Source organism: Phycicoccus sp. Soil802, from assembly GCF_001429605.1.
GTDB lineage: Bacteria > Actinomycetota > Actinomycetes > Actinomycetales > Dermatophilaceae > Pedococcus.
The window spans coordinates 422,343-443,832 of record NZ_LMSS01000004.1 but is presented as its reverse complement, the minus strand read 5'-3'; the positions used below and the strand labels follow the sequence as shown (position 1 = coordinate 443,832).

Genomic DNA, 21,490 nt, shown 5'->3' with positions numbered 1-21,490 from the left:
CGCCGGCGACTGCTCAACCCGCTCCGCAGAACCCGGCGCCAACACAGCACTCACCCGCGCACCGACCTCGCGCAAGAGCTCCTTGCGCGCCCACACCGCGAAAGACTTCAGAGCTACTGTCTCCATCAGAGCGTGATTCGCTTTCCGTCGTTCAGGGTCTTGACGAGGGCGCTACGCAGCGCGGTGAGGTACGTGTCGACGTCCTCCTCGGTTTCAAGGACGCCCGATGCTCCGGGAACCGGGATCGTCTTCACCGACACCGTGTGCTTCGGAGGTGCGGGTTCCGGGTCGGGCGCCACTGGGTTGGAAGCAAGAAGGTCAAGCAGAGCCGGGTAGTCGCTTGACTCAAAGGTCGACCCGATTTGGAGAATGAGTGCCACTTGGCTCTCTCCGGCAACTCGGGCAAGGGTGTGGTCGATGCGCTGGGTGACGCGCCGTTGCGCTTCAGGGGTTGCCTTCGCGCAGAAGTCGCTGGCGAGCAACTCGGTCTTACGATCCTTGATCGCGGCTGCCACGTCGGCACGGTTGGCAGCGACGACGGCGTCGATCTGACCGCGCAGGTCCTCAGCTGCCTGTCTTAGCTGGGCCATCTTGTTGCCGCGGAAGGCGTTGGGATCGGCCAGCGCAGACACGACCTTCTCGTCGCTGCCGGGCGGAAGGTAGCCCAGGTTGCCGCTGTGTGTCGACAGAAGGGCGGCTGCGTCGTCGTAGATCGATCGCTGGGCCCCGTTGAGGAATGCCTGGATCGGATCAATGACGTTGTCCTTGGCTTCGAGCAGATCGTTTCCGAGTTTGAAATCGCCGAGATACCAGTCGTCGGGTTTTCCAACGGCTTGCTGCAACAGCCGGATCGGGCCGCTGAGCTGCTCGACGAAGGTGTAGCGAGAGCCGCTCACCGTCGCCTTCAGTTCGTCGAGTCTGCCCTTGAGCTTTTCTGCGCCGTGGTGGGCCAGTTCTAGCGGGTCCTTCGGTGCGTTCCCTTCATCGAAAAAGTCGGTGACGAACGAGCGGAAGTTGGCAACCGCGCGCTCGTCGAAGGTCCTTTGTGGGGCGATGACCTCGTGTCCGTGCTTCTGGGTGTTGCGCAGGGCGGTGGCGACCTCGCTGCGTTTGAGATCGTTGCCGTCGACCGTCAAGGTGACCTTCGAGTTGCCGATGAGCGATGCGACGATGACCTCGATGGCGGCGAGGTCCCAGCCGTAGGGCTTCGCTTGGAAGGTATCGACGATGGTCTTCATCGTCACCTGCTCGCCCTGGGCGTTCTTGCGAAGGATGGTGGACAGAACCTCTTGTCCGGGCTGGTCGAGCCTCTGGAGGACATCGGCATCGAACAGTCCGTTGTCGGGGTTGGCTGCCCCCGCGACTTGCTGCTCGCTGTATGTGCTGCCGCCGAGCAGTTTGAGTTGGGTATAGGTCCGGCTAACGAGCTCCTGGAACCCCTCGGTCACTCGGCTAAGCGCATCAATTGAGGACACAGGCAGGTCCGCGGCGTTGATGACGAGCGTGGACCTGCCAACTGCTCCCCGGAGGCGCTGCACAAGCTCCCTTTCCCGCTCACGGTTCAGGGCTGCTTTGGACTGGAGAATCTGCTCCTCAACCGCGGAGATCGAGGAGGTCCGCTTGCGCTTGGTGTACTTGTCGGTCTTGAGGAGCAGTCGTAGGTCCGTGAACGCACGCTCGTCTGGATCGAGGATTACGCGCAACTCGTCCTTGCCGGCACTGTGCATACGGATTTGCTCGGCTTCGTACGGGTATTCGGGTGTGATGAAGTGGACTGAGAGCTCCCGCTGCGGGCCATGGACCTGGTCATCAAGTTTGAAGCCGAACGGGAAGTCCTGACCGTTCTTGGCGTAGCGGATCTTGTTCGTCTTGATGACGTCGCCGGATAGGACCTTGAAAAGGTGGGCGCTGACCTCGGAGGCGTCGATGTCGACGTTCTTGATTTCCTCCTCGATGACCTGCTCTTCGTTGGTGAGGTACTCGTAGACGGTGCCGTTGCGCTGGACGTAGGTTTGCGTCTCCAGCAAGCTCAGCGCCTCTTTCACGTCCTCTGCAAGCGCGGGCAGAGCGAGACCGAAGCGGTCGTAAACGAGGACGGTGAGGTTACGAGGGGTCGCCTGAAAGCTTTCGACGTACTTCACGAGGAAGAGCGCCTTGAGCAGGCGGATAGCAAGCTGGTTGTCGAGATTGCGCTCCGCGACGTCGATGGAGCGCTGCGCGGCCGACTTCAGCGAGGCGCGGATGCCCGCGAACATGTGGTCGAAGGTCGCAAGCCTGCCGACCTCGACGTTGCCGATGTCCTTGGCAACCTGCTGGACGACACCGAGCATCGAGCGCTCACCGACCGAGCTGTTGCGCCCCTCGAAGACGTTGTGATCGGAGATGCCTTCGATCGCGGCTTGGAACAATGGAAACTGGTAGCTGACGAATGGGTACGTGCCCTCAAAGTGCCGTTCGTCGGTGTAGTTGCGGTAGGTCTTTGCGCCGTCGACAAAATCGAAGAGCGTCTTGAAGTTCGCCGACTCCTTCGCGTAGATCGCCCGAAGCACAGAGGCGCCGGCATCATTCTTCTCCAGCAGACGCTTGCGGATGACCTCCTCGACGTCCGCGCTGGTGAGCTTCACACGAGTCTTGAAGCGGGCCTGGATCTTGGAGAAGTCATTGCCCTGCTGCTTGGTGCGGTCACCCACGACCTTGTCCATGTCCTCCTGCGAGGTCACCATCACCCACGCACGCCCACCGCACTTGGTGTTGAGGCTCTCCGCGATCGTCTGAAGATTGAGCATCAGGTGGGTGTTGGAGCCAATGAACTGACCCACTTCGTCAACGAAGAAGTTGAGGCGGAAGCCCTCAGGCTGCTTGTCGAGCCAGCTCTTAACCTCGTCGGCGAAGTTCTCGATGGAGACGGCATACGACGCCTGGTACTGCTTGATGATGCCGTCGGCCGGCTCGCCGTTGACCTCTGCGAAAGCACGGTCGATGCTCGCCCCTTCCAGGGCGCTCTGCTCTCGTCCCTGCGTCCACGGAATACCGGCGATCCGCTCGAAGGCTTCCTTGAACGCGGAGTACTGACCGCGGTTGTCGAGGTCCAGGTCGCGCTCGAATCGGGCGACGTGCCCCTGGTTTCCGTAGTAGCCGCGGCTCTCATCGAAGACCTTGACGAACACCTTCAGCAAGGCGTCAGTCTGGTCCTTGGCAATGAGAGTGGCCTTCTGGTCGATGTTGAACAGCAGGCTCTTCGCAGGGATGCGCGCTGCCTTGTCCAGTAGGGGGGGAAGGAAGGCATCAGTGGCCTTGGCCCGGAAGCTCTCGACGACCTGGGTACGGTCGAAGTCCTGGCCCTCGACGTCACCGAGGAGGTGCGCAAGCATCTTCAGCAAGTGCGACTTTCCCGAGCCAAAGAAGCCAGAAATCCAGACGCCGTTCGCGTTCGTGTAATTGGTGTATTCCTCCAGCAGCAGCTCAAGGCCCTTGGCGGCCTCGTTGGTGACGACGTACTCCTCGACTTCGGTGCCCAGGTGCGCAACGTCGTCTGCCTTGATGACCCCCTCAATCGGGCGCTGGACGTCCTTGGCGAAGATTTCGTTCAACAGCATCTGGTCACGCTTCCTGTTCCAGGATGTTCTTGGCTCGGTAGTACTGGTCATCCTTCAACCGTCCGAAGAGCACGAGGGAGGACCCGAGGATGTCGGACTGCTCGTAGCGGCCGGGGAAGAACAAGAGCATGGGTTTACCGGTCACGACGCTCTGAAGGTTGTTGAGCACGTTGTGCGACCGGATGTACGGGAAGACCTCACCGATGCCAGTGAGGATGAAGATGTCGAAGTCGCCGTCCTCAATCTTGTTGCGGATGGCCGGGGCGATATGGAGCTGCGGATCGAGCATTCCTTGGAGCATCTCGCGGAAGTCGTCCTTGTCTTGGTCAGGCTCGACCTCGAGGACCCGCTGCCAGACGCCCCGCTCCTTAAGGATCTCGACCGACAGGTCGTAGAGGTTGACTTCGCGGACCGTAATGCCCTTCTGGCTGAGCTTGTTCTTCACCCGCTTCTTCACCTGCGTGACGTCGAGCGCCGCCTCAGGAGGGTAGGGGTAGATGAAGAACGGCACCTCATTGCCCAGGCCCTCCATCTGAAGGAACCGCTTACCGCTAAGCACAGCGAACAGGTGCTGCTCCTGCTTGGCGAGGTCAGCCGACTTCATGCTGGGCCTCCAGTTGGAAAGAATCGGATGTCACTTGGGGTGCGCTGCGCAAGAGCCTCAGCCACGCGGGCCGACAGGACAGGCTGAAGGATGCGGCGATCCTCCGAAAGCAGTCCAGCTTCGAAGAGCATGCGAAAGGTGGTGGCGCGGAGCTTCCGCATCGTGGAGTCCCTTAGGTCAGCGAGCTCCTCATGCCAGAGCGCTTTGCTCCGGATGAAGCTGTCGAAGTCGTCGTAGTCCAGGGTTTTGGCAAGGACGAGGAACCGCTCGCGCAGGACCTCTTCGGCGAACTCGCCGATCAGTTCATAACGGCGGCAGGCTGCCGCCCACATGAGGTGGCCACGCTCTGATGGAGTTGCGTCGATCAACAGCCCGATGTCGTCGTCCGTCAGCACCGAGAGTCTCTGGGTTACTTCACGAGCCAGGCGCAGACCAGACGAGCGGGTGCGGGACTGGAGCACATTGTTCGACTCGATTAGCGCTCGGACCGCGGGCCAGTCGCGCTCACGAAAGTAGATTGGCGCGACTACTAGGGCCTCGCGCATGAGAAGGGCGCCGCTGGTGAAGGACAACGCGTAGCGGGGGGCATCCGTCGTCATGCGCACCTCCTCTTAGTCTGAACAAAGTCGATCAGGCTATCGGTAAGGACCGACATCCCCATGCTGGACGCGTGCCGTCCTCATCGCGTGGTCGAGGGAACGCCCGAGGCGCCGAATCCACCCCGCCGGACCCACTCGTCGACCTCAACCCGCCTGGAACTTCCAAAGCCGCCCGAGCTTGTGCGCGGGCATCGCTCTGTCGGCGATTCACGAGTAGAACTGTCCTTTGTTACGCCCAAGCGCCTGGCGCTCTCCTCGGTCGACGGCCAAGGTTCGGACATGACGACGCCCCTCCCAAACGATCCTCTTCTAGCCGGCTTTGCACGATCCTAACTAGGTGGAGGTCGGTGCCTCGCGGTTATGACCATATTGGCGACAAGAGCGACACAACGACTCTTCTGTCCCATCCCGAGGCCCTTGGCGACATGACGTGAGCAAGGGGTGTCCCGGAACCCGGGACACCCCTTGCTCGCGCTCGTCAATGTCGCGCTGACCAAGGTCAGGACATTGCTGACCGTTCCGGTTCAAGCGATGACCGCCTCAGCGCGTCATTGCCTGACCGACCACATCAGCTGCAGCCGCTGGTGCTTCCGCAGCCTTCGCAGACGTAGCAGGAACCGGCGGGGCGCATCTTCGTGCCGCAGGTCATGCACATCGGGGCGTCGGCGGAGATGCCCTGGAACTTCTCCAGGAGCTCTGCGGACGAGTGGACCTCGACCGAGACCTCACGGGCAGAGGCTGCACCGGCACCGGACTTCACCGAGTCGGCGTCGAGTGCCTTGCCCTCGACCGTGGCAGTCGAGGTCGAGGCAGCGGCGGCCGGCTTGGTGACGGGCGCGGACTGGCTGAAGTTCTCCAGCTCGTCCTCGAGCTCCTCGGCGGACTCGGAGTCGGTGTCGGTGTCCTGGTACGAACCGGTCTCCAGCTGGCGAGCGCGCTCGGCAGCGGTGTGGATGCCCATGAACGACCGGGTGTCGAAGTCCATGTGGTCCAGCGCCAGGCGACGGAACACGTAGTCCATGATCGACTGCGCCATCCGCACGTCGGGGTCATCCGTGAGACCAGCAGGCTCGAACCGCAGGTTGGTGAACTTCTCGACGAAGGTCTCCAGCGGCACGCCGTACTGCAGGCCGATCGAGACCGCGATCGAGAAGGCGTCCATCACGCCGGCCAGGGTCGAGCCCTGCTTGCCGAACTTGAGGAAGATCTCGCCCAGGTCGCCCGACTCGTAGGTGCCGGCCGTGAGGTAACCCTCGGCGCCACCGACCGCGAACGACGTGGTCTGCGAGGTCCGGCGCTTCGGCAGGCGCTTGCGCACCGGGCGGTACTCGATGACCTTCTCGACCTTGGCCTCGGCGGCCGCGGTGAGCTTGTCCGCCGCAGCGTCCTTGGCGGTCGAGCCACCATCGGACAGCGGCTGGCCGACCTTGCAGTTGTCGCGGTAGACCGCGATCGCCTTGAGGCCCATCTTCCAGCCCTGCATGTGGACGTCCTCGATCTCCTCGACCGTGGCGTTCTCAGGCAGGTTGACCGTCTTCGAGATCGCGCCGGACAGGAACGGCTGGACCGCCGCCATCATCCGCACGTGACCCATGGCCGAGATCGACCGGGCGCCCATGGCGGTGTCGAAGATCTCGTAGTGCTCGGGCTTGAGGCCGGGAGCGTCGATGACGTGACCCTTGTCGGCGATGAACTCGACGATCGCCTCGATGGTCTCGCCGGTGTAGCCCAGCTTCTTGAGCGCACGCGGGATGGTCAGGTTGACGATCTGCATCGACCCGCCACCGACGAGCTTCTTGAACTTCACCAGCGAGAAGTCGGGCTCGATGCCGGTGGTGTCGCAGTCCATCATGAAGCCGATGGTGCCGGTCGGCGCGAGGACCGAGGCCTGCGCGTTGCGGTAGCCGTTCTTCTCGCCGACCTTGACCACGTCGTCCCAGGCCTTGGTGGCCGCACGGTGGATCGCGGTGTCCATGGTGTCGAGCGGACGGATCGCGTCGTTGGCGCTCTGGTGCTTGCGCATCACCCGCTTGTGGGCGTCCGCGTTGCGGGCGTACCCGGCATACGGGCCGACGACACCGGCGATCTCGGCGGAGCGCTTGTAGGCGGCACCGGTGAGCAGCGACGTGATGGCGGCAGCGAGCGAGCGGCCACCCTCGGAGTCGTAGCCGTGACCGGTCGCCATGAGCAGGGCGCCGAGGTTGGCGTAGCCGATGCCCAGTTGGCGGTAGTCACGGGTGGTCTCGCCGATCGCCTCGGTCGGGAAGTCGGCGAAGCAGATCGAGATGTCCATCGCGGTGATGACCAGCTCGGCGACCTTCTGGAAGGTCTTGGCGTCGAACGTGTCGTCGTCCTTGAGGAACTTCAGCAGGTTGAGCGACGCCAGGTTGCACGAGGAGTTGTCGAGCGACATGTACTCCGAGCACGGGTTGGACGCGGTGATCCGGCCGGTCTCGGGGTTGGTGTGCCAGTCGTTGATGACGTCGTCGTACTGGATCCCCGGGTCGGCGCACTCCCACGCGGCCTGCGCCATCTTGGTGAACAGCTCGCGGGCGTCGATCTTCTCGATGACCTCACCGGTGTCGCGGGCGCGCAGCCCGAACTCGGTGCCGTCCTCGACCGCCTTCATGAACTCGTCGCTGACGCGGACCGAGTTGTTGGCGTTCTGGTACTGGACGCTGACGATGTCCTTGCCGCCGAGGTCCATGTCGAAGCCGGCGTCACGCAGCGCGCGGATCTTGTCCTCCTCGCGCGCCTTGGTCTCGACGAACTCCACGATGTCGGGGTGGTCGACGTCGAGGACGACCATCTTGGCCGCGCGACGGGTCGCGCCACCGGACTTGATCGTCCCCGCGGACGCGTCGGCGCCACGCATGAACGACACCGGGCCGGAGGCCGTGCCACCGGAGGACAGCAGCTCCTTGGAGGAGCGGATCCGGGAGAGGTTGAGGCCGGCGCCGGAGCCGCCCTTGAAGATGAAGCCCTCTTCCTTGTACCAGTTGAGGATCGAGTCCATCGAGTCGTCGACGGCCAGGATGAAGCAGGCGCTGACCTGCTGCGGGCTCTGCGTGCCGACGTTGAACCACACGGGCGAGTTGAAGCTGAACACCTGGTGCAGCAGGGCGTAGGTCAGCTCGTGCTCGAAGACCTCGGCGTCCTCCGCGTTGGCGAAGTAGCCGTGGTCCTTGCCCGCCTTGACGTAGGTCAGCACGACGCGGTCGATGAGCTGCTTGAGCCCGGTCTCGCGCTTGTCGGTGCCGAGCGCGCCGCGGAAGTACTTCGTGGTGACGATCGTGGAGGCGTTGACGCTCCAGAAGTCGGGGAACTCCACCCCGCGCTGCTCGAAGATCGTCTCGCCGGTCTTCCAGTTCTGCTGGACGACGTCGCGCTTCTCCCACGTCACCTCGTCGTACGGGTGCACACCAGGGGTGGTGTAGATCCGCTCTACCTTGACGCCCTTGCCGGACGTCTTCCGGGCACCTGCACGTGCCCCTGCGGTTTCAGTCATTTCTGGTGGCCTCCCTAGCCCCTGGTGTTTCTTCTTGATGATTGTCTCGTGCGGCACTGACAGTGCCGCGGTGCTGCTCGTGATCCCCGCTGTGGTGGTGCTGTGGTCCTCGGCATCGGGCTGCGGACGCGGGCGATGCGGACGGTGGGGTATGCCGCGGGCTCAGCCCGGCGGCATACCGGCGCTGGTATGTGATTCAGAAGAATGGTCGGGCCGCGGTTCAGGCTCGGTGCCGGTGGCTTCGCGCTCGGCGCGGAGCAGGGTGATGGCGCCCTCGAAGTCCTCGAGGCTCTCGAACGCCTGGTAGACGCTCGCGAAGCGCAGGTAGGCCACCTCGTCGAGCTCCCGCAGCGGCCCGAGGATGGCGAGCCCGACCTCGTGGGCGTCGACCTCGGCCTGTCCCTGCTGGCGGATGCACTCCTCGACCCGCTGGGCCAGGAGGGCGAGGTCGTCCTCGGTGACCGGGCGGCCCTGGCAGGCCTTGCGGACCCCGACGAGGACCTTGCTGCGGCTGAACGGCTCGCTCGCGCCGGAGCGCTTGGTGACCGTCAGGCTGGCCGTCTCGATGGTGGTGAAGCGGCGCCCGCACTCGGGGCACTGGCGACGCCGGCGGATCGAGCTGCCGTCGTCAGTGGTGCGCGAGTCCATCACGCGGGAGTCGGTGTGCCGGCAGAACGGACAGTGCATGCTGGCTCTCCTCCCTCGTGCGTTTTCCCGTGCTGGGGACGCCGTGCTTGTGGACTGCGGTGTGGACGATCTGGGGACAACGTGTGGGTAACCCGCCTCGCCCTGTGCACTACATGTGGACGAACTACAGCGGTGTAACCACTAGATGTAGGGATAGTCTGCCTCGCTGTGACCTAGGACGCAAGCGGTTCACCGAAACTGCTGGCTGAGTCTGCATCGCCGCAGGTCAGCGGCCTGTGAGGGCGCGGCGCGACACGCCGCAGTGACGTTCAAACTGGTGCTGCTGTGACTGATGTGACGTCAGAGGCATCAACATCTGGGGTTTGTCCAACGTTGCCTCCCCCACATGTGGTGTGGACGCCGGACGAGGCGCGAACCGGCAGTTTTCCCGGACGTTTCGCCCGGTTCCGCACGCACCTGTCGGCCCTCACAGGAATACTGCACGGCATGAAAACGGGGGGACGGCTCCATGCCGCTGTGCTCACATCCACGGCCCTGGGCTGCGCCGCAGTCCTGGCCACCGCCACGCCGGCCGCGGCCGACAACGGTCTGGGCGAGAAGGGGCACAGCCGCTACGTCGTCTCCGACAAGGGCACTCCCGTCCGGGTGACGACGACCGTGACGGTGACCAACCAGGTGCCGCCGTCCGGTGGCCGCTACTCCTACTGGACCGGCTACGCGCTGTGGCTCCCGAACGGCGCGACCGGGCTCAAGGCGCTCTCGCGGGGAAGCACCCTGCCGGCCAAGGTCGCGACCCGGCGTGGTCTCACGTTCGCGGAGATCGACTTCCCCAGCCAGCTGCTCTACGGCCAGAGCCGCACGATCACGGTGACCTACAGCGTCAAGGGCGCCCCTCCCCGCTCCAAGGCCTCCGGTCGGGTCGGACCCGGCTTCGTCGCCATCGACACCTACGCCCCGGGCGACGCCGGTCAGGCCACCATCGACCTCGAGTCGCCGCGGTGGCTGACCCTCGACGTGAGCGAGAAGTTCACCGAGGTGACCAACGGCGACACCCGCGTCGCCACCATCACCGGCGGCGGCACCGGCGGGCTGATGTCCGCCGTCTCGATGCGCGACATCTCCCAGTCGACGTCCCGCAAGGTCACCGTCGGCAAGGCGACCTTCACCGTCCAGGCCTTCCCCGGCGACCGGGCCTGGCAGACCTTCGTCGCCGACCGGCTGCCCACCACCGTCACCACCCTCGAGAAGCTCACCGGACAGAAGTGGCCGCAGGCCCGGACGATCATCACCGAGGACTACAGCGCCCAGGTCTACGGCTGGGACGGCCAGTTCACCACCACCGGCATCACCGTCAACGAGACCCTCGACCACGCCCTGCTGGCCCACGAGCTGGCGCACGCCTGGGTCGACACCGAGCACCTCGACGAGCGCTGGCTGCTCGAGGGCCTCGCCCAGGAGCTGGCCACCCAGACCACCAAGGCGCTCAAGGCCAAGGACTCCCCGCGCCCCACCGTCCGCCCGACCCAGAAGGGCGCCTTCGCGCTCAACGACTGGGCCTGGGACTCGTCCTCCGCGACCGCCGCCGAGTCCTACGGCTACCCCGCGTCCTGGCGAGCGGTCCACGAGCTGATGGCCGGCGTCCCGGCCGCCCAGCGACCGGACGTCGTCCGGATGCTCACCTCCAGCCACTCCGTCTACGACGCCGCGGGCGACCGCAGCGTGGCGACCCACGCGAGCAGCTGGAAGCAGGCCTACGACGCCTTCGAGGTCGAGGGCGGCAACCGCGCGACCAAGGCGTCCATGACCACGTGGGTGTTGGGCAAGGGCGACGCCTCCGCCATCGCGCTGCGCGGCACCACCCGCACCGCGTATGCCGCGCGCGACCGTGCCGATGGCGAGTGGGCACCTCCGCGCGGGGTGCGGTCCGCGATGTACGACTGGAGCTTTGCCGACGCCAAGCGGGAGCTGGCGCGGACCGGAGAGCTCGCCGCGAAAGCCGTTGCGGCGCAACAGGCAGCCACGCGGTCCGGACTCCCTGTCACCGGAGTTCGGCACGCCTACGAGGTCGCGGCTGATGTGGACGACTACAAGGTGGTCGCCGCCCAGCTGACCGCCTTCACCAGCCAGGCCGGCCGCTACGCCAAGCTGCGCGCAGACACCGACTCCCCCAACCCGCTCGCTCGCTTGGGGGCGCTGGTCCTGCGCCCCGCCGAGCCGCTCGCGGACGCCCGCACAGCCGTCGTCAAGGGCGACACGAAGGCTGCCGACCGGGCGCTCGAGACGGCCTTGTCGCGCAGCTCGTGGTCGACCCGGGCCGGAGCCGCCATCCTCCTCGTCGTGCTCCTCGCCGGCGCGGGTGTGGCGCTGGTGGTCCGGCGCCGCAAGCGTCGCAAGGCAGTGCCCGCCGTCCCGGTAGTCGACTCCCAGCCGGCTGCCACCGAACCGGCCGATTCCGCCATGGCCGAGTGAGCGCCAACCGATCTTCGCGGGGGTCTGAGAGTGGGTTGGCGCTCACTCGACGGCCAGTAGCAGTGCCGCCGCGCGGCATACCGGACAGCGGGTGTCCGGAAGGGCTGCCAAGGTGGGGGCATGAGCGTGACTGAGCCGAGCTGGGAGACGCACCCGGTGACGCCCGACCGGTTCGAGGACTTCGCCGACGTCATCAACAAGAACCGTCGCCCCACTCACTGCTGGTGCCTGTCGCACCGCATCCAGACCAAGGAGATCACCGAGCTCGGCGGCACCGGCAAGGACGCCCGGGAGAAGGCGATGCGGGCCCTCTGCGAGCGCGAGCACCCGCCCGGCGTCGTCACCTACCTCGACGGCGAGCCGGTCGGCTGGTGCAACATCGGCCCGCGCGCGGAGATCCCCCGGCTCGCGCAGTCGAAGCTGATGCTGCCCGTCGACGACGTGCCGGTCTGGAGCATCGTCTGCGTCGTGGTGCGGTCCGGCTTCCGCAGGCGCGGCGTCACCGCCCACCTCATCGAGGGTGCGCTGGAGTATGCCGCCGCCCACGGCGCGCCCGCCGTCGAGGCCCACCCAGTCGACCCCGGTGATCAGCGGATGGACCTCACCATGGCGTTCGTGGGGACCAGGGCGATGTTCGAGCGGAACGGGTTCTCGGTGGTGGGGACGACCGCTGCGGTGGCCAGCAAGCTGCCCCGACTGGTGATGCGTCGCGACCTCACGTCCTGAGGGTTCGGCGAGCGCCCTGCCCCGCGACCCCAGCGCAGGTACCACCCGAGCATCAGGCCGGTGCTCAGCAGGTAGAAGGAGTGCAGCACCCAGAGCGGGCCGGCAGGCAGGCTGAAGACGTAGACCGAGTGGACGACGTTGCCGACGTTGGCGAGCGCGAGGTTGCCCAGGCTGTAGGACGAGAGGTCGCGGCTGCGAACCGCCTTGACCAGCATGGGCAGCACGCTGCCGGCGAAGATGGTCGTCGAGACCATTCCCGCGAGCAGTGGCAGCGTGGTGTGCATGCCATCGACGGTAGGTGCGCGGGTCGCGAGACCTCATCGGTGCGTCGGCCCATCCTGTGTGACGGAGCCGTGGGTCGTTCTACCCAGCGACGTGGGCCGACCGCGTCGCCGTCGAGCGAGCGCCGTGAGCGTGCGCGGTGACCGGTGGCGGCCTCAGGCCAGCTCGTGCTCGAACGCGTAGGCCGCAGCAGCGGTCCGAGTGGTCACGTCGAGCTTGGTGTAGATGTTGCTCAGGTGCCTGGCCACGGTCTTGTGGCTGAGCACCAGCTCGGCGGCGATCTCGGCGTTGCTGCGACCCGAGGCGAGCAACCGCAGCACCTGCGCCTCGCGCTCGGTGAGCCCACCGGGCAGCTGCGACGGCGCCATAAGCCGACGCACCGACTCCGCGTCGGGCCCGGCGCCCAGACCGGTCAGCGTCGACAGCGCGGCCCGGAGCTCGCGGGTCGCGGACTCGGCGTCGCCGAGCTCGGCGAGACACCGGCCGAGCTGCCCCTGGGTGCGGGCGGCTCGGTAGGGGCAGCCCAGCTGCGACCACCCGCTGCGGGCCGCCCGCAGGTGGGGCAGCGCACCTGCGGGGTCGCCCACGGCGAGGCGCAGCAAGCCGACTGCGTCCCGCGACTCCGCCGTGACAGCGGCGCAGCCGAAGCCCTGCGCGATCGCTGCCAGCTCCGTGGCGCACTCGAGGGCACGGTCGACCTCGCCCACCGCGAGCAGCACCTGCACCGCTGCCGGCAACAACCTCGCCCTCCCGACCGGCCCCTCCGTCTCGGCGAGCAGCCGCGCCACCGCAGCATGCGCCACCTCCTGGCGACCCTGGGCCAACCACAACAGCGCCAGCCCGGGCTGCGGCTCGAAGCCGAAGGTGCCGGCCTCGGTGTAGGCGGCGTCAGCGGCGGCATACTCCCCCTGCAGTCGCAGCACGTCGCCGCGCTCGGCGAGCGCCAACCCGCTCGCCTCGGTCGCCTCGGCACGCACGTAGCGCTGCAGCGCCAGCTCGAGCTCCTCCAGGGCTTCGGTCCACGCCCCGCGCAGCGCCATGATCTGGCCACGGTGCACGGCGCACTGGCCGGCCCACGGCACGAGCCCGGGCTGGCGGTCGCACCACAGGGTGAGCGCATCGGTCCACTCCGCGGCCCGCCCGAAGTCGGACACCTCCTGGCAGCCCTCGATCATCAGGCAGTAGATGTCACCCGCCCACACCGGCGACACCTCACCCGACGCCACCCCGGTCATCGCCTCGTCGAACAGCACCAGCCCCTGCGGCACGGCGCCCGACATGAGCGTGAGCCGGCCCTGCGCGGACAGCCCCAGCGCGATGAGGTCGGCATCGCCGAACCGGCGCCCGACGGCGGTCGTCTCCTGCGCGCAGGCCAGCGCCTGCGGCCACTCGTGCTGCTCGATGTGGCGGTGCATCTGGAGGTTGGCCAGGTAGCCGCGCTCCACCACGTCACCCGCCTCGGCGAGCAGGCCCTGCGCCCGCATCGCCCACCCGCCGCCGACCGACAACTCCCCCGCCCGCGCGTGCACCATCGCCAGCCAAAGGGCCGAGTGGGCCGCTGCCGCTGAGTCGCCCGCGTCCAGGTGCGTCTTGAACGCCCGCTGCAGCGCGGCCACGCAGTCCCCGCGGCGCCCGAGCAGGTAGGCGGTGTAGGCCAACCGGGTCTGGTCGGCAGCGTCGAGCGCCTCGGGTTCGACGTCGGACCAGGTCTGGAACGCGGCGACCCAGTCGCCGCGCTCGTAGGTCTCCCGCGCCCGGACCAGCTCATCCACGACGCCCATCGCGGTACCTCCATCTCGGAGGATACGCGCGACGGGTCGACCGCGGATCAGCCTGTCGGACGACGCCCGGGACCCGGTTTCGTCAGCCGCCCGCGTCAGCGACTCGGTGCAGCCGGGCCCGGTTCGTCAGCCGCCCGCGTCAGCCAGGCGGTGCAGCCGCGCCGCGAGCAGGACCAGGCACGGGAACGTGACGCCGACGATGACCACGCGCTGGGCCAGTCCGGCATACGGGTGCAAGGCCGCCCCGTCGGGGATCACGAGCGTTCCCATGACCACGAACCCGGCGAAGGCGAGCAACCCGGCGACCAGCGCGTAGGCCGGGAGCCGGCCCCACCGGGCGTCCCCGGCCAAGCTGCGCGACAGTGCGAGCAGTGCCAGCCCGGAGCTGAGGAAGAAGGTCACCCCGGCCACGAAGTGCAGGCCAGGGTCGTAGGCAACACCCTGCGCGTCCTGCTCCAGAGGAAAGACCGCGGCGAGGAACAGCCCGGCACTGGACAGTGCCAGGAACGCCGGGCCGGACCGGCCGAGCCGGCGCCCGGACACCTCGCGCGCCATGCCCACCGCGAAGGCGGCCATGAGCAGTCCGAAGACCACGAAGTTCGCCTGCTGGACCCAGCCCTGCGGTCCTGCTTCCAGGTTGCTGACCGGCTCGCCGACCCAGTCGTAGGTGTCGCGCCGGAGCCATTGCTGGGCCACGAAGGTGACGGTGAACAGGACCGGGCCGGCCATGCCGGCCCGGGCCAGCCAGCGCAGGGACCCGTCGCTGCGGGCCGTCGAGGTCGGGGCCGGCGCCGTGGTGCTCGTGGTGTTCATCGCACGCCCCCACTCACGCCGCGGCCCGCGCGGGCCGCAGCCCCCGAGCCGACCGTGCCGCGATCTCCTGGGCGACGAAGGCCGCGTCCGCTCCCACGCCGCCGATCAACATCGAGCGGAACGAGCTCTGCATCGACAGCCCGCAGAAGTACAGGCCGGGCGCGTCCTGCACCACACCCCGCAGCTCGCGCGGCCAGCCGTCCTCGCCGATCACGCCCGGGACGTCGATCCAGCCGAAGTCCTGGGTGAACCCGGTCGCCCACACGACGGTCGCCACGTCGACGACTCGACCGCTGGCGAGCACCGGACGGCCACCCTCGACGCCGGTCACGCGCTCCTCCACGCGTTCCACGCCGCGCCCTTCGAGGTCGGCCACCTTGACCCGCAGGGCCGGCCCACCGTGGAACCGGATCTCCTGCATCTCCTTGCGCCCCACCGGGGTTCGCCGGTTGATGACGTGGCCCCAGACGAACCACAGCACCGGCATGGCCATCCGGAACCGACGCGAGCCGTGCGGCACGGGGATCTCCCCGTGCCCCATGCCGGCGAGGATCGTCGGGTGGTCGGGCGCCACCTCGTAGGCGACGTCGAAGCCGGAGTGGGAGGCGCCGACGACGAGCACGGGTCCGTCCGGCAGCTGCGACGGACGTCGGTACGCGCTGGAGTGCAGCTGGAGGATCCCCGGGTCGAGCTCGCCGGCGAAGTCGGGCACGTGCGGCTTGCGCCCGAAGGTGCCCGTGGCGACGACGACGTGGTCGGCCAGGTAGTCGCCGCGGTCGGTCTCGACGCGGAACCCGCCCGTCGACGCCGCAGCCAGCCGGCTCACCCGAGTGTCCAACCGCACCGGCAGGGCGAACTCGCGCGAGTAGGTCTCCAGGTAGTCGGCCACCTCGTCCTTGCCCGGGAAGTGCCACGGGTCTGCGGGGAAGGCCATGCCGGGCAGCGAGTCGTGCTTCGCTGGACTGTAGAGCCGAAGCGAGTCCCACTGGCGCCGCCAGCCGTCGCCCACGCGGGCGCCGGCATCGAGGACCAGGCAGTCGTGCCCCGACTGCTTCAGCTGGTATGCCGTGGCGAGCCCAGCCTGCCCGGCGCCGATCACGATGGTTTCGAGGTGAGTGTTCATGCCTCGACGCTAGGAACCGAGGCGGGTCGCCCGCGTCGGGCGAACCGCCCATCCCTGCGGCGGGCGGGATGGGCAGATCGACCCACGCCAACATGGGCAGTCGCTGCCGATGTCCGGGGGCACCGGCGTTCCTAGCGTTCTGGCATCAGCCAACTGCACTGACACCAGTGCGCACCCGCAGAGGAGCACGACATGCCCAGACCAGCTGAGCGAAGAAGCGTCATGAGGGCCGCCGCCGCGGTGGCCCTGGGAGCGACGGCCCTCCTCCCGGCCGTGGGAACCGTCGCGGGGGCGGCCGCCCTCACGCCTGACCAGGGTTCGGTGACCCACCGGACCTCGGCTGCGGTGGGGGACGACCACGCGAGCCACAGCCACGGCCACGGCCAGTTCCGCGGGCTGTCCGCCGCCCGAGCCGCCACCGCGCAGTTCCACGGCGTGGGCACCGCCGAGGCCGCCGGCTACTCCCGCCTGCCCGCGCCCGCGCCGTTGCACGAGTGCATCGACGCGGACGTCGACCTCGACGACCAGGACGACAAGCCCGCGATGGGCATCCACTGGGTCAACGGCGCGCTGCTCGACGGCACCGTCGACGTCAGCAAGCCCGAGGTGCTGGTCTACGAGCCGAAGCGCAACGGGCAGCTCGAGCTGGTCGCGCTCGAGTACGTGGTCTTCGAGGCCGACTGGGGCGCCCACGGCACCCGCCCGGCACCGCAGCTCTTCGGCCAGACGTTCATGTACGTCGCGGCGCCGAACCGCTACGACCTGCCCGCGTTCTACGCCCTGCACGCCTGGGTCTGGAAGAACAACCCCGACGGGGTGCTGGCCGCGATGAACCCGTGGGCCACCTGCCGCTACGCCGCGAAGGTCGGCTAGCGCCGACTCGGCACTTCTGGCCACCTGTGCTCGGTGTCAGCCCCGTTCCGGGGGTCCCCTGCCACACCGGTGGCCAGAAGTCGGGGAGGGGTGGCCGGGTCAGCGCTTGGTGACGACCTCGTAGTCGATGAAGGTCGCCAGCGGTGACTGCCGGACGCCCTTCGGCGTGAGCTCGATGTCGTGGTCGAAGCCCTCGAACAGGAGCTTGCCGCGGCCGAGGATCACCGGCGCCACGATGATGCTGAGCTCGTCCACCAGGCCGGCGGCGAGGGCCTGGCGGATGACGTCCGCTCCCCCACTGAGACTCACGTCCTTGTCGCCGGCGGCGGCCTTGGCCCGCTCGATGGCCTCCTCCACTCCGTCGACGAAGATGAAGGCGTCGCCTTCGGGCTGCTCCTCCGGACGGTGCGTGACGATGAAAGTCGGGACGCCCCAAGGGTTCTGGTCGCCCCAGTGCCCCGACGCCTCGTACATGTTCCGGCCGGCGACCGAGGCCCCGAGCCGTGCGAAGGCGGCATCCAGGTACTCCTTCTCGACCCCGCCCAGACCGTCGCCCGGTGCCCCTGCGGGCTCGGCGTCGTAGGACCACGGCCCGCCGAACACCCAGTAGTGCAGCCGCTCGCCGCCCTCCCCCAGCCCCCTGCCGGGGCCGTCGTCGGGCCCGGTGACGTAGCCGTCCACCGAGGTCGTGATGCTCGCGCACACCTTGGTCATGTCTGCCTCCTGCTGTCGTGGGACGTGGTGTCGCCGCCAGGTGCTGTCAGACGTACCGACCCACGCGACCGCCCGAACTCATCGGTGCCCTTCGCACCGGGCCTTCAGACCGGCCGCCTCGGTCGCGAGGTAACGGTCGGTCAGCCCCCGGTAGAACCGCCCCATGAACGACCCGAGCCAGCCCGCCTGCTCGACGGACAGCCGCACCCGCGAGCCGCCGCCGGAGAGCGGCTCGATGGTGTGCCGAGCGGTAGTCAGCACGCCCGGACCGGTGGCCACCCACGTGAACGACCGCCCCGGCTCGAGCTCGGTCACGACGTACTCGGTCTCCGGGACCTTCGGCTGGTTGATCTTGGCCCGCGACCCGGGGCGCAGCGGACCATCGTCGAGCCGGCGCACCCAGGTGACTGTGTCGGTCCAGTCCGACCAGCGCTCGACGTCGACCATCACCTCCCAGACGCGCTCGGGCGGTGCGGCGATCTCGATGGTCGTGCTCTGCTCCATCACCCCATGGTCGCGCACCTGTCGGCGGTCTTCGAGAGGATGGCGCCATGGACTCCTCCCGCGTCCTCGCCCAGCGCCTCGCCACGCAACGGCTGTCGTCGGCGCCCGCCGCCAAGGCGGCCGACGTCGTGCGGCTGCTCACCTGCGTGCAGAGCCAGGAGCGCGACCACGCCTTCTTCTCGCTCGGCCTGCGCTCGCGCAAGGACACGTATGCCGCGCTGCAGCGTGAGTTCGACTCCGGCGCCTTCCTGCGCACGCACATCCTGCGGCCGACGTGGCACTTCGTCGCGCCCGAGGACCTGCGGTGGATCCTCGAGCTCACCTCTCCCCGGGTGCTGTCGAGCATGGCCGCGCGGCACCGCCAGCTCGGGCTCGACGACCCGCGTCGCATCTCCGACGGCCTCGACCTGCTGTGCAAGCTGTTGCAGGACAAGACCTTTCGCACCCGCCCCGAGCTCAATGACGAGTTCACCAACCGCAGGTCGCCCATCAAGCCGGGCGAGCAGCTCGGCCACTTGCTGCTCGTCGCCGAGCTGCAGGGCCTGGTCTGCTCGGGGCCGATGAAGGGCGTGCACCACTCCTACGGCCTCGTCGACGAGGTCGTGCCGCCCACTCCCCCGCGCACCCGCGAAGAGGCCATGGTCGAGCTGGTCCGGCGCTACGTCGCCGGGCACGGCCCGACCACCATCAAGGACTTCACCCGCTGGGCGACCCTGACGATCAGCGACACCAAGGCGGCCCTGGCCGAGATCGGCGACGACCTCGAGGAGGTCGAGGTCGACGGTCTCCCGCACTGGTTCGATCCCACCCAGGTGCGCCGGCGCAGCCCAGCCGCCCCCGCGGCATACCTCTTCCCCACCTATGACGAGGTGGTGCTCAGCTATCCGCAGGTGAACTTCCCGTCGCTCCCCGACCATCCGTACGCCGAGCACAACGACCCGTTCTGGGCGTGGGTCGTGCTCGACTCGGTGAACGTCGGCCTGTGGAAGCGGACCGTGCGCCCCGACGTGGTCGAGGTGGAGGTGCGGCTGGCTCCGGGGGTCACCAAGGACGGCCGCACGCAGGTGCGCGTGGCAGCCCAACGGCTCGCGCACTTCGTGGGGCGCGACCTCTCCTACGTCGAGAACGAGGGCACCCCGCACCTGTGGGGCGGTGAGCTGGGGCACCCGGCTCGGCGACCGCGCAGGGCAGACCGCTGAGCCAACCAGGTCGGACAACCACCGCTCCAGCCGCCTAGCCCGTTCGGCCGATGCGGTCCGGCCCTCCTGAGCACGAGCCGTCGAATTACACCGGCGGTGTTCTCCGGGCAAATGGGACAAGACGATCCGAGGTAGGGCACCCTGTCCAAGGCCCCGACCGGGCCCCTTGGCGCCGAGCACCATCCGGCACCCCCGCCCGGTCCCCCCTACCCCCGGGAAGTCATGCGACGTCACCTCCGCCGCGCTGCCGCACGCCTCGCCGCGCTCGCCCTCACCGCCAGCGCAGCAGTGGCCCTCACCGGCACCGTGGCAGCGCCGGCGCACGCCGAGACGATGGTCCGGGAGTGCAAGGCGTCGAACGTCTCGTGCATCGCCTTCTCCGGGTATGCCGGGAAGCCGATCTGGGGCTACCCGGTCAGCACCTCGGGCAACAACTGCGTCAACTACGTGGCCTACCGACTCTCCCGCAACGGCGTCGCGCAGCAGAGCGCGATGGGCGACGGCGGCAGCTGGGCGGCCAACGCCACCAAGCGCGGCTTCAAGGTCGACAAGACCGCCACCGTCGGCTCGGTGGCCCAGTGGGGCTACGGCAGCGCCTACGCCCCCAGCTACGGCCACGTCGGCTACGTGGAGGAGGTGACGTCCGGCTACATCGTCATCTCCGACTCGTCCTACGGCGGCGGCTACTCCTCGCGCTGGCGGGTGCCCCGTGGTGACCGCAACTGGCCCACGAACTTCATCCACTTCAAGGACAAGGCCTACCAGCCCCCGCCCTCGGGAAGCTTCATCAAGGTGCGCGAGACCTCGCAGGCCTTCCGCCTGGTCGGCAAGGCCCCCGTCTATGTCTCCACCTGGGCGGCCTTCGGCGGCACCCAGCCGACCCACCTGATCTCCAGCACCTCGCTGGCCACGCTGCCGGTGCGACCGGCCGAGGGCACCTTCATCAAGGGCGCCCAGCGCAAGGAGGCCTACCGCATCGCCGGCGGCGCTCCGGTCATCGTGACCTCGTGGGCGGTCTTCGGCGGCACCAAGCCGACCGTCGTGGTCGACCAGAACGCGATCGACAAGGCCGGCACCGGCGGGGTGTGGAACCACCTCAACGCGGTGCCCGCCGACGGGACCTTCATCAAGACCGGACAGCGGCTGGAGGCCTACCGGATGAGCGGCGGGGCGCCGATCGCGATCAGCTCCTGGGCCAACGTCGGTGGGTACAAGACGCCCATCTACGTCGACCAGCTGGCGGTCGACCAGGCCGGGTCAGGCGTGAAGTTCAACCACCTGCGCTTCCACCCCAAGGACGGCACCCTCATCAAGGCGCTGCCGGGGACGGCGTCCTACCAGGTCACCGCCGGCGTGCCGATCCGGACCACCACGACGGCCTCGGCCGTCGGCGTCGACCAGGTCGCCATTGCGAAGGCCGGTGACACCTCGGCGATCCGCTGGACGCACCTGGCCAAGGCCAACTGACAACGTCGGACCTACCGACTGGTCAGCGACCTCAGCCGACCCGCGGGATGAGCAGCGTCTGACCCGCGTGGATGTCGCTGCCGGTCAGGTCGTTGGCGATCTGGAGCTGGGCCACGGCCTCGGCCATCGGCAGCTGCGGGAGCTGCTGTGTGGCGATCTCGGAGAGCGTCTGGCCGGTGCCCACCGTGGTGGAGTGGTCGATGACGGTGGCCGAGGCGCCGCCGGAGAACAGCGCGACCGCCAGGGCGACCGCCGCCACGACGACGGAGAGGGTGAGCGCCAACCGACCGGCCCGGGTGATCCGTAGCGGCGTGGCCGGCACCTCGGGCACGGCCGTCCCGGTGGGCAGGGAGACCAGCTGCGGGCGAGCCGGGCGAACGGGGACCCGCACTGGTGCGGGGGCGACGTCCCAAGCGACTGCTGCACTCATCTGGTCCTCCATCGGGGCGGTGAGCCGGGGGCTCGTGGTTGCGTCCATCGAACGGATGTGCGAAGAACTGCCTGGGTGATTTCTAGCACGCATGTTCGAACCAATCAAGACACGCGTCGAACACATGTTTGGCACAGACGTTCGAAGGCCATAC

16 protein-coding genes are annotated in these 21,490 nt (G+C 68.1%); 5 read left to right on the top strand and 11 right to left on the bottom strand.

What is annotated here, in order from left to right:
- Positions 1–125 precede the first annotated feature (125 nt).
- The 5 genes from brxC to nrdR form a co-directional block, all read right to left on the bottom strand.
- A complete protein-coding gene (gene brxC / locus ASG91_RS11220) occupies positions 126–3,596 on the bottom strand; it encodes a BREX system P-loop protein BrxC (RefSeq protein ID WP_056922704.1) in 3,471 nt (1,156 codons plus the stop codon).
- Positions 3,597–3,600: 4 nt separating this feature from the next.
- The gene (locus ASG91_RS11215) at positions 3,601–4,200 is read right to left on the bottom strand and encodes a DUF1788 domain-containing protein (protein WP_056922703.1); all 600 of its coding nucleotides are present in this window, start codon (positions 4,198–4,200) and stop codon (positions 3,601–3,603) included.
- Positions 4,197–4,799: a DUF1819 family protein gene (locus tag ASG91_RS11210; protein WP_056922702.1), complete on the bottom strand. Its 603-nt coding sequence runs from the start codon at positions 4,797–4,799 to the stop codon at positions 4,197–4,199. The genes ASG91_RS11215 and ASG91_RS11210 overlap by 4 nt, the downstream gene beginning before the upstream one ends.
- A 568-nt stretch (positions 4,800–5,367) precedes the next feature.
- Positions 5,368–8,307 (bottom strand): vitamin B12-dependent ribonucleotide reductase, encoded by a 2,940-nt coding sequence (locus ASG91_RS11205; RefSeq protein ID WP_056922701.1) that lies wholly within the window; start codon positions 8,305–8,307, stop codon positions 5,368–5,370.
- Between the two features lie 162 nt (positions 8,308–8,469).
- Positions 8,470–8,994: a transcriptional regulator NrdR gene (gene nrdR, locus ASG91_RS11200; RefSeq protein WP_056922700.1), complete on the bottom strand. Its 525-nt coding sequence runs from the start codon at positions 8,992–8,994 to the stop codon at positions 8,470–8,472.
- A 447-nt stretch (positions 8,995–9,441) separates the two neighbouring features.
- Here nrdR and ASG91_RS11195 point away from each other — a divergent pair, with 447 nt between their 5' ends.
- A complete protein-coding gene (locus ASG91_RS11195) occupies positions 9,442–11,424 on the top strand; it encodes a hypothetical protein (RefSeq protein WP_235545553.1) in 1,983 nt (660 codons plus the stop codon).
- Between the two features lie 120 nt (positions 11,425–11,544).
- Positions 11,545–12,150 (top strand): GNAT family N-acetyltransferase, encoded by a 606-nt coding sequence (locus ASG91_RS11190; RefSeq protein WP_056922698.1) that lies wholly within the window; start codon positions 11,545–11,547, stop codon positions 12,148–12,150.
- 437 nt (positions 12,151–12,587) lie between these two features.
- Here ASG91_RS11190 and ASG91_RS11185 read toward each other — a convergent pair whose 3' ends face one another.
- The 3 genes from ASG91_RS11185 to ASG91_RS11175 all read right to left on the bottom strand — a co-directional run bounded on the left by ASG91_RS11185 (position 12,588) and on the right by ASG91_RS11175 (position 16,149).
- Complete coding sequence (locus tag ASG91_RS11185; RefSeq protein WP_056922697.1) at positions 12,588–14,213, bottom strand: helix-turn-helix transcriptional regulator; 1,626 nt, start codon at positions 14,211–14,213, stop codon at positions 12,588–12,590.
- Positions 14,214–14,339: 126 nt separating this feature from the next.
- Entirely contained in the window at positions 14,340–15,026 is a 687-nt protein-coding gene (locus tag ASG91_RS11180; RefSeq protein ID WP_056922696.1) for a DUF998 domain-containing protein, read from the bottom strand.
- Positions 15,027–15,039: 13 nt separating this feature from the next.
- Complete coding sequence (locus tag ASG91_RS11175; RefSeq protein ID WP_056922695.1) at positions 15,040–16,149, bottom strand: NAD(P)/FAD-dependent oxidoreductase; 1,110 nt, start codon at positions 16,147–16,149, stop codon at positions 15,040–15,042.
- A 192-nt stretch (positions 16,150–16,341) separates the two neighbouring features.
- Between ASG91_RS11175 and ASG91_RS11170 the strand changes: the two genes are divergently transcribed.
- Positions 16,342–17,022, top strand: a complete 681-nt coding sequence (locus ASG91_RS11170; RefSeq protein WP_162257533.1) for a hypothetical protein — start codon at positions 16,342–16,344, stop codon at positions 17,020–17,022.
- 99 nt (positions 17,023–17,121) lie between these two features.
- Here ASG91_RS11170 and ASG91_RS11165 read toward each other — a convergent pair whose 3' ends face one another.
- Positions 17,122–17,736 carry a dihydrofolate reductase family protein gene (locus tag ASG91_RS11165; protein WP_056922693.1) on the bottom strand — a complete coding sequence of 205 codons (615 nt, stop codon included), beginning with the start codon at positions 17,734–17,736 and terminating at the stop codon, positions 17,122–17,124.
- Between the two features lie 78 nt (positions 17,737–17,814).
- On the bottom strand, positions 17,815–18,240 hold the full coding sequence (locus ASG91_RS11160) for an SRPBCC family protein (protein ID WP_056922692.1): 426 nt from the start codon (positions 18,238–18,240) through the stop codon (positions 17,815–17,817).
- Between the two features lie 47 nt (positions 18,241–18,287).
- Here ASG91_RS11160 and ASG91_RS11155 point away from each other — a divergent pair, with 47 nt between their 5' ends.
- Complete coding sequence (locus ASG91_RS11155) at positions 18,288–19,439, top strand: winged helix DNA-binding domain-containing protein (protein WP_056922691.1); 1,152 nt, start codon at positions 18,288–18,290, stop codon at positions 19,437–19,439.
- Between the two features lie 222 nt (positions 19,440–19,661).
- Positions 19,662–20,906 carry a CHAP domain-containing protein gene (locus ASG91_RS11150; RefSeq protein WP_056922690.1) on the top strand — a complete coding sequence of 415 codons (1,245 nt, stop codon included), beginning with the start codon at positions 19,662–19,664 and terminating at the stop codon, positions 20,904–20,906.
- 31 nt (positions 20,907–20,937) lie between these two features.
- On the opposite strand, the gene ASG91_RS11145 is transcribed toward ASG91_RS11150, so the two are convergent.
- Entirely contained in the window at positions 20,938–21,384 is a 447-nt protein-coding gene (locus ASG91_RS11145; protein ID WP_162257532.1) for a LysM peptidoglycan-binding domain-containing protein, read from the bottom strand.
- Positions 21,385–21,490 lie beyond the last annotated feature (106 nt).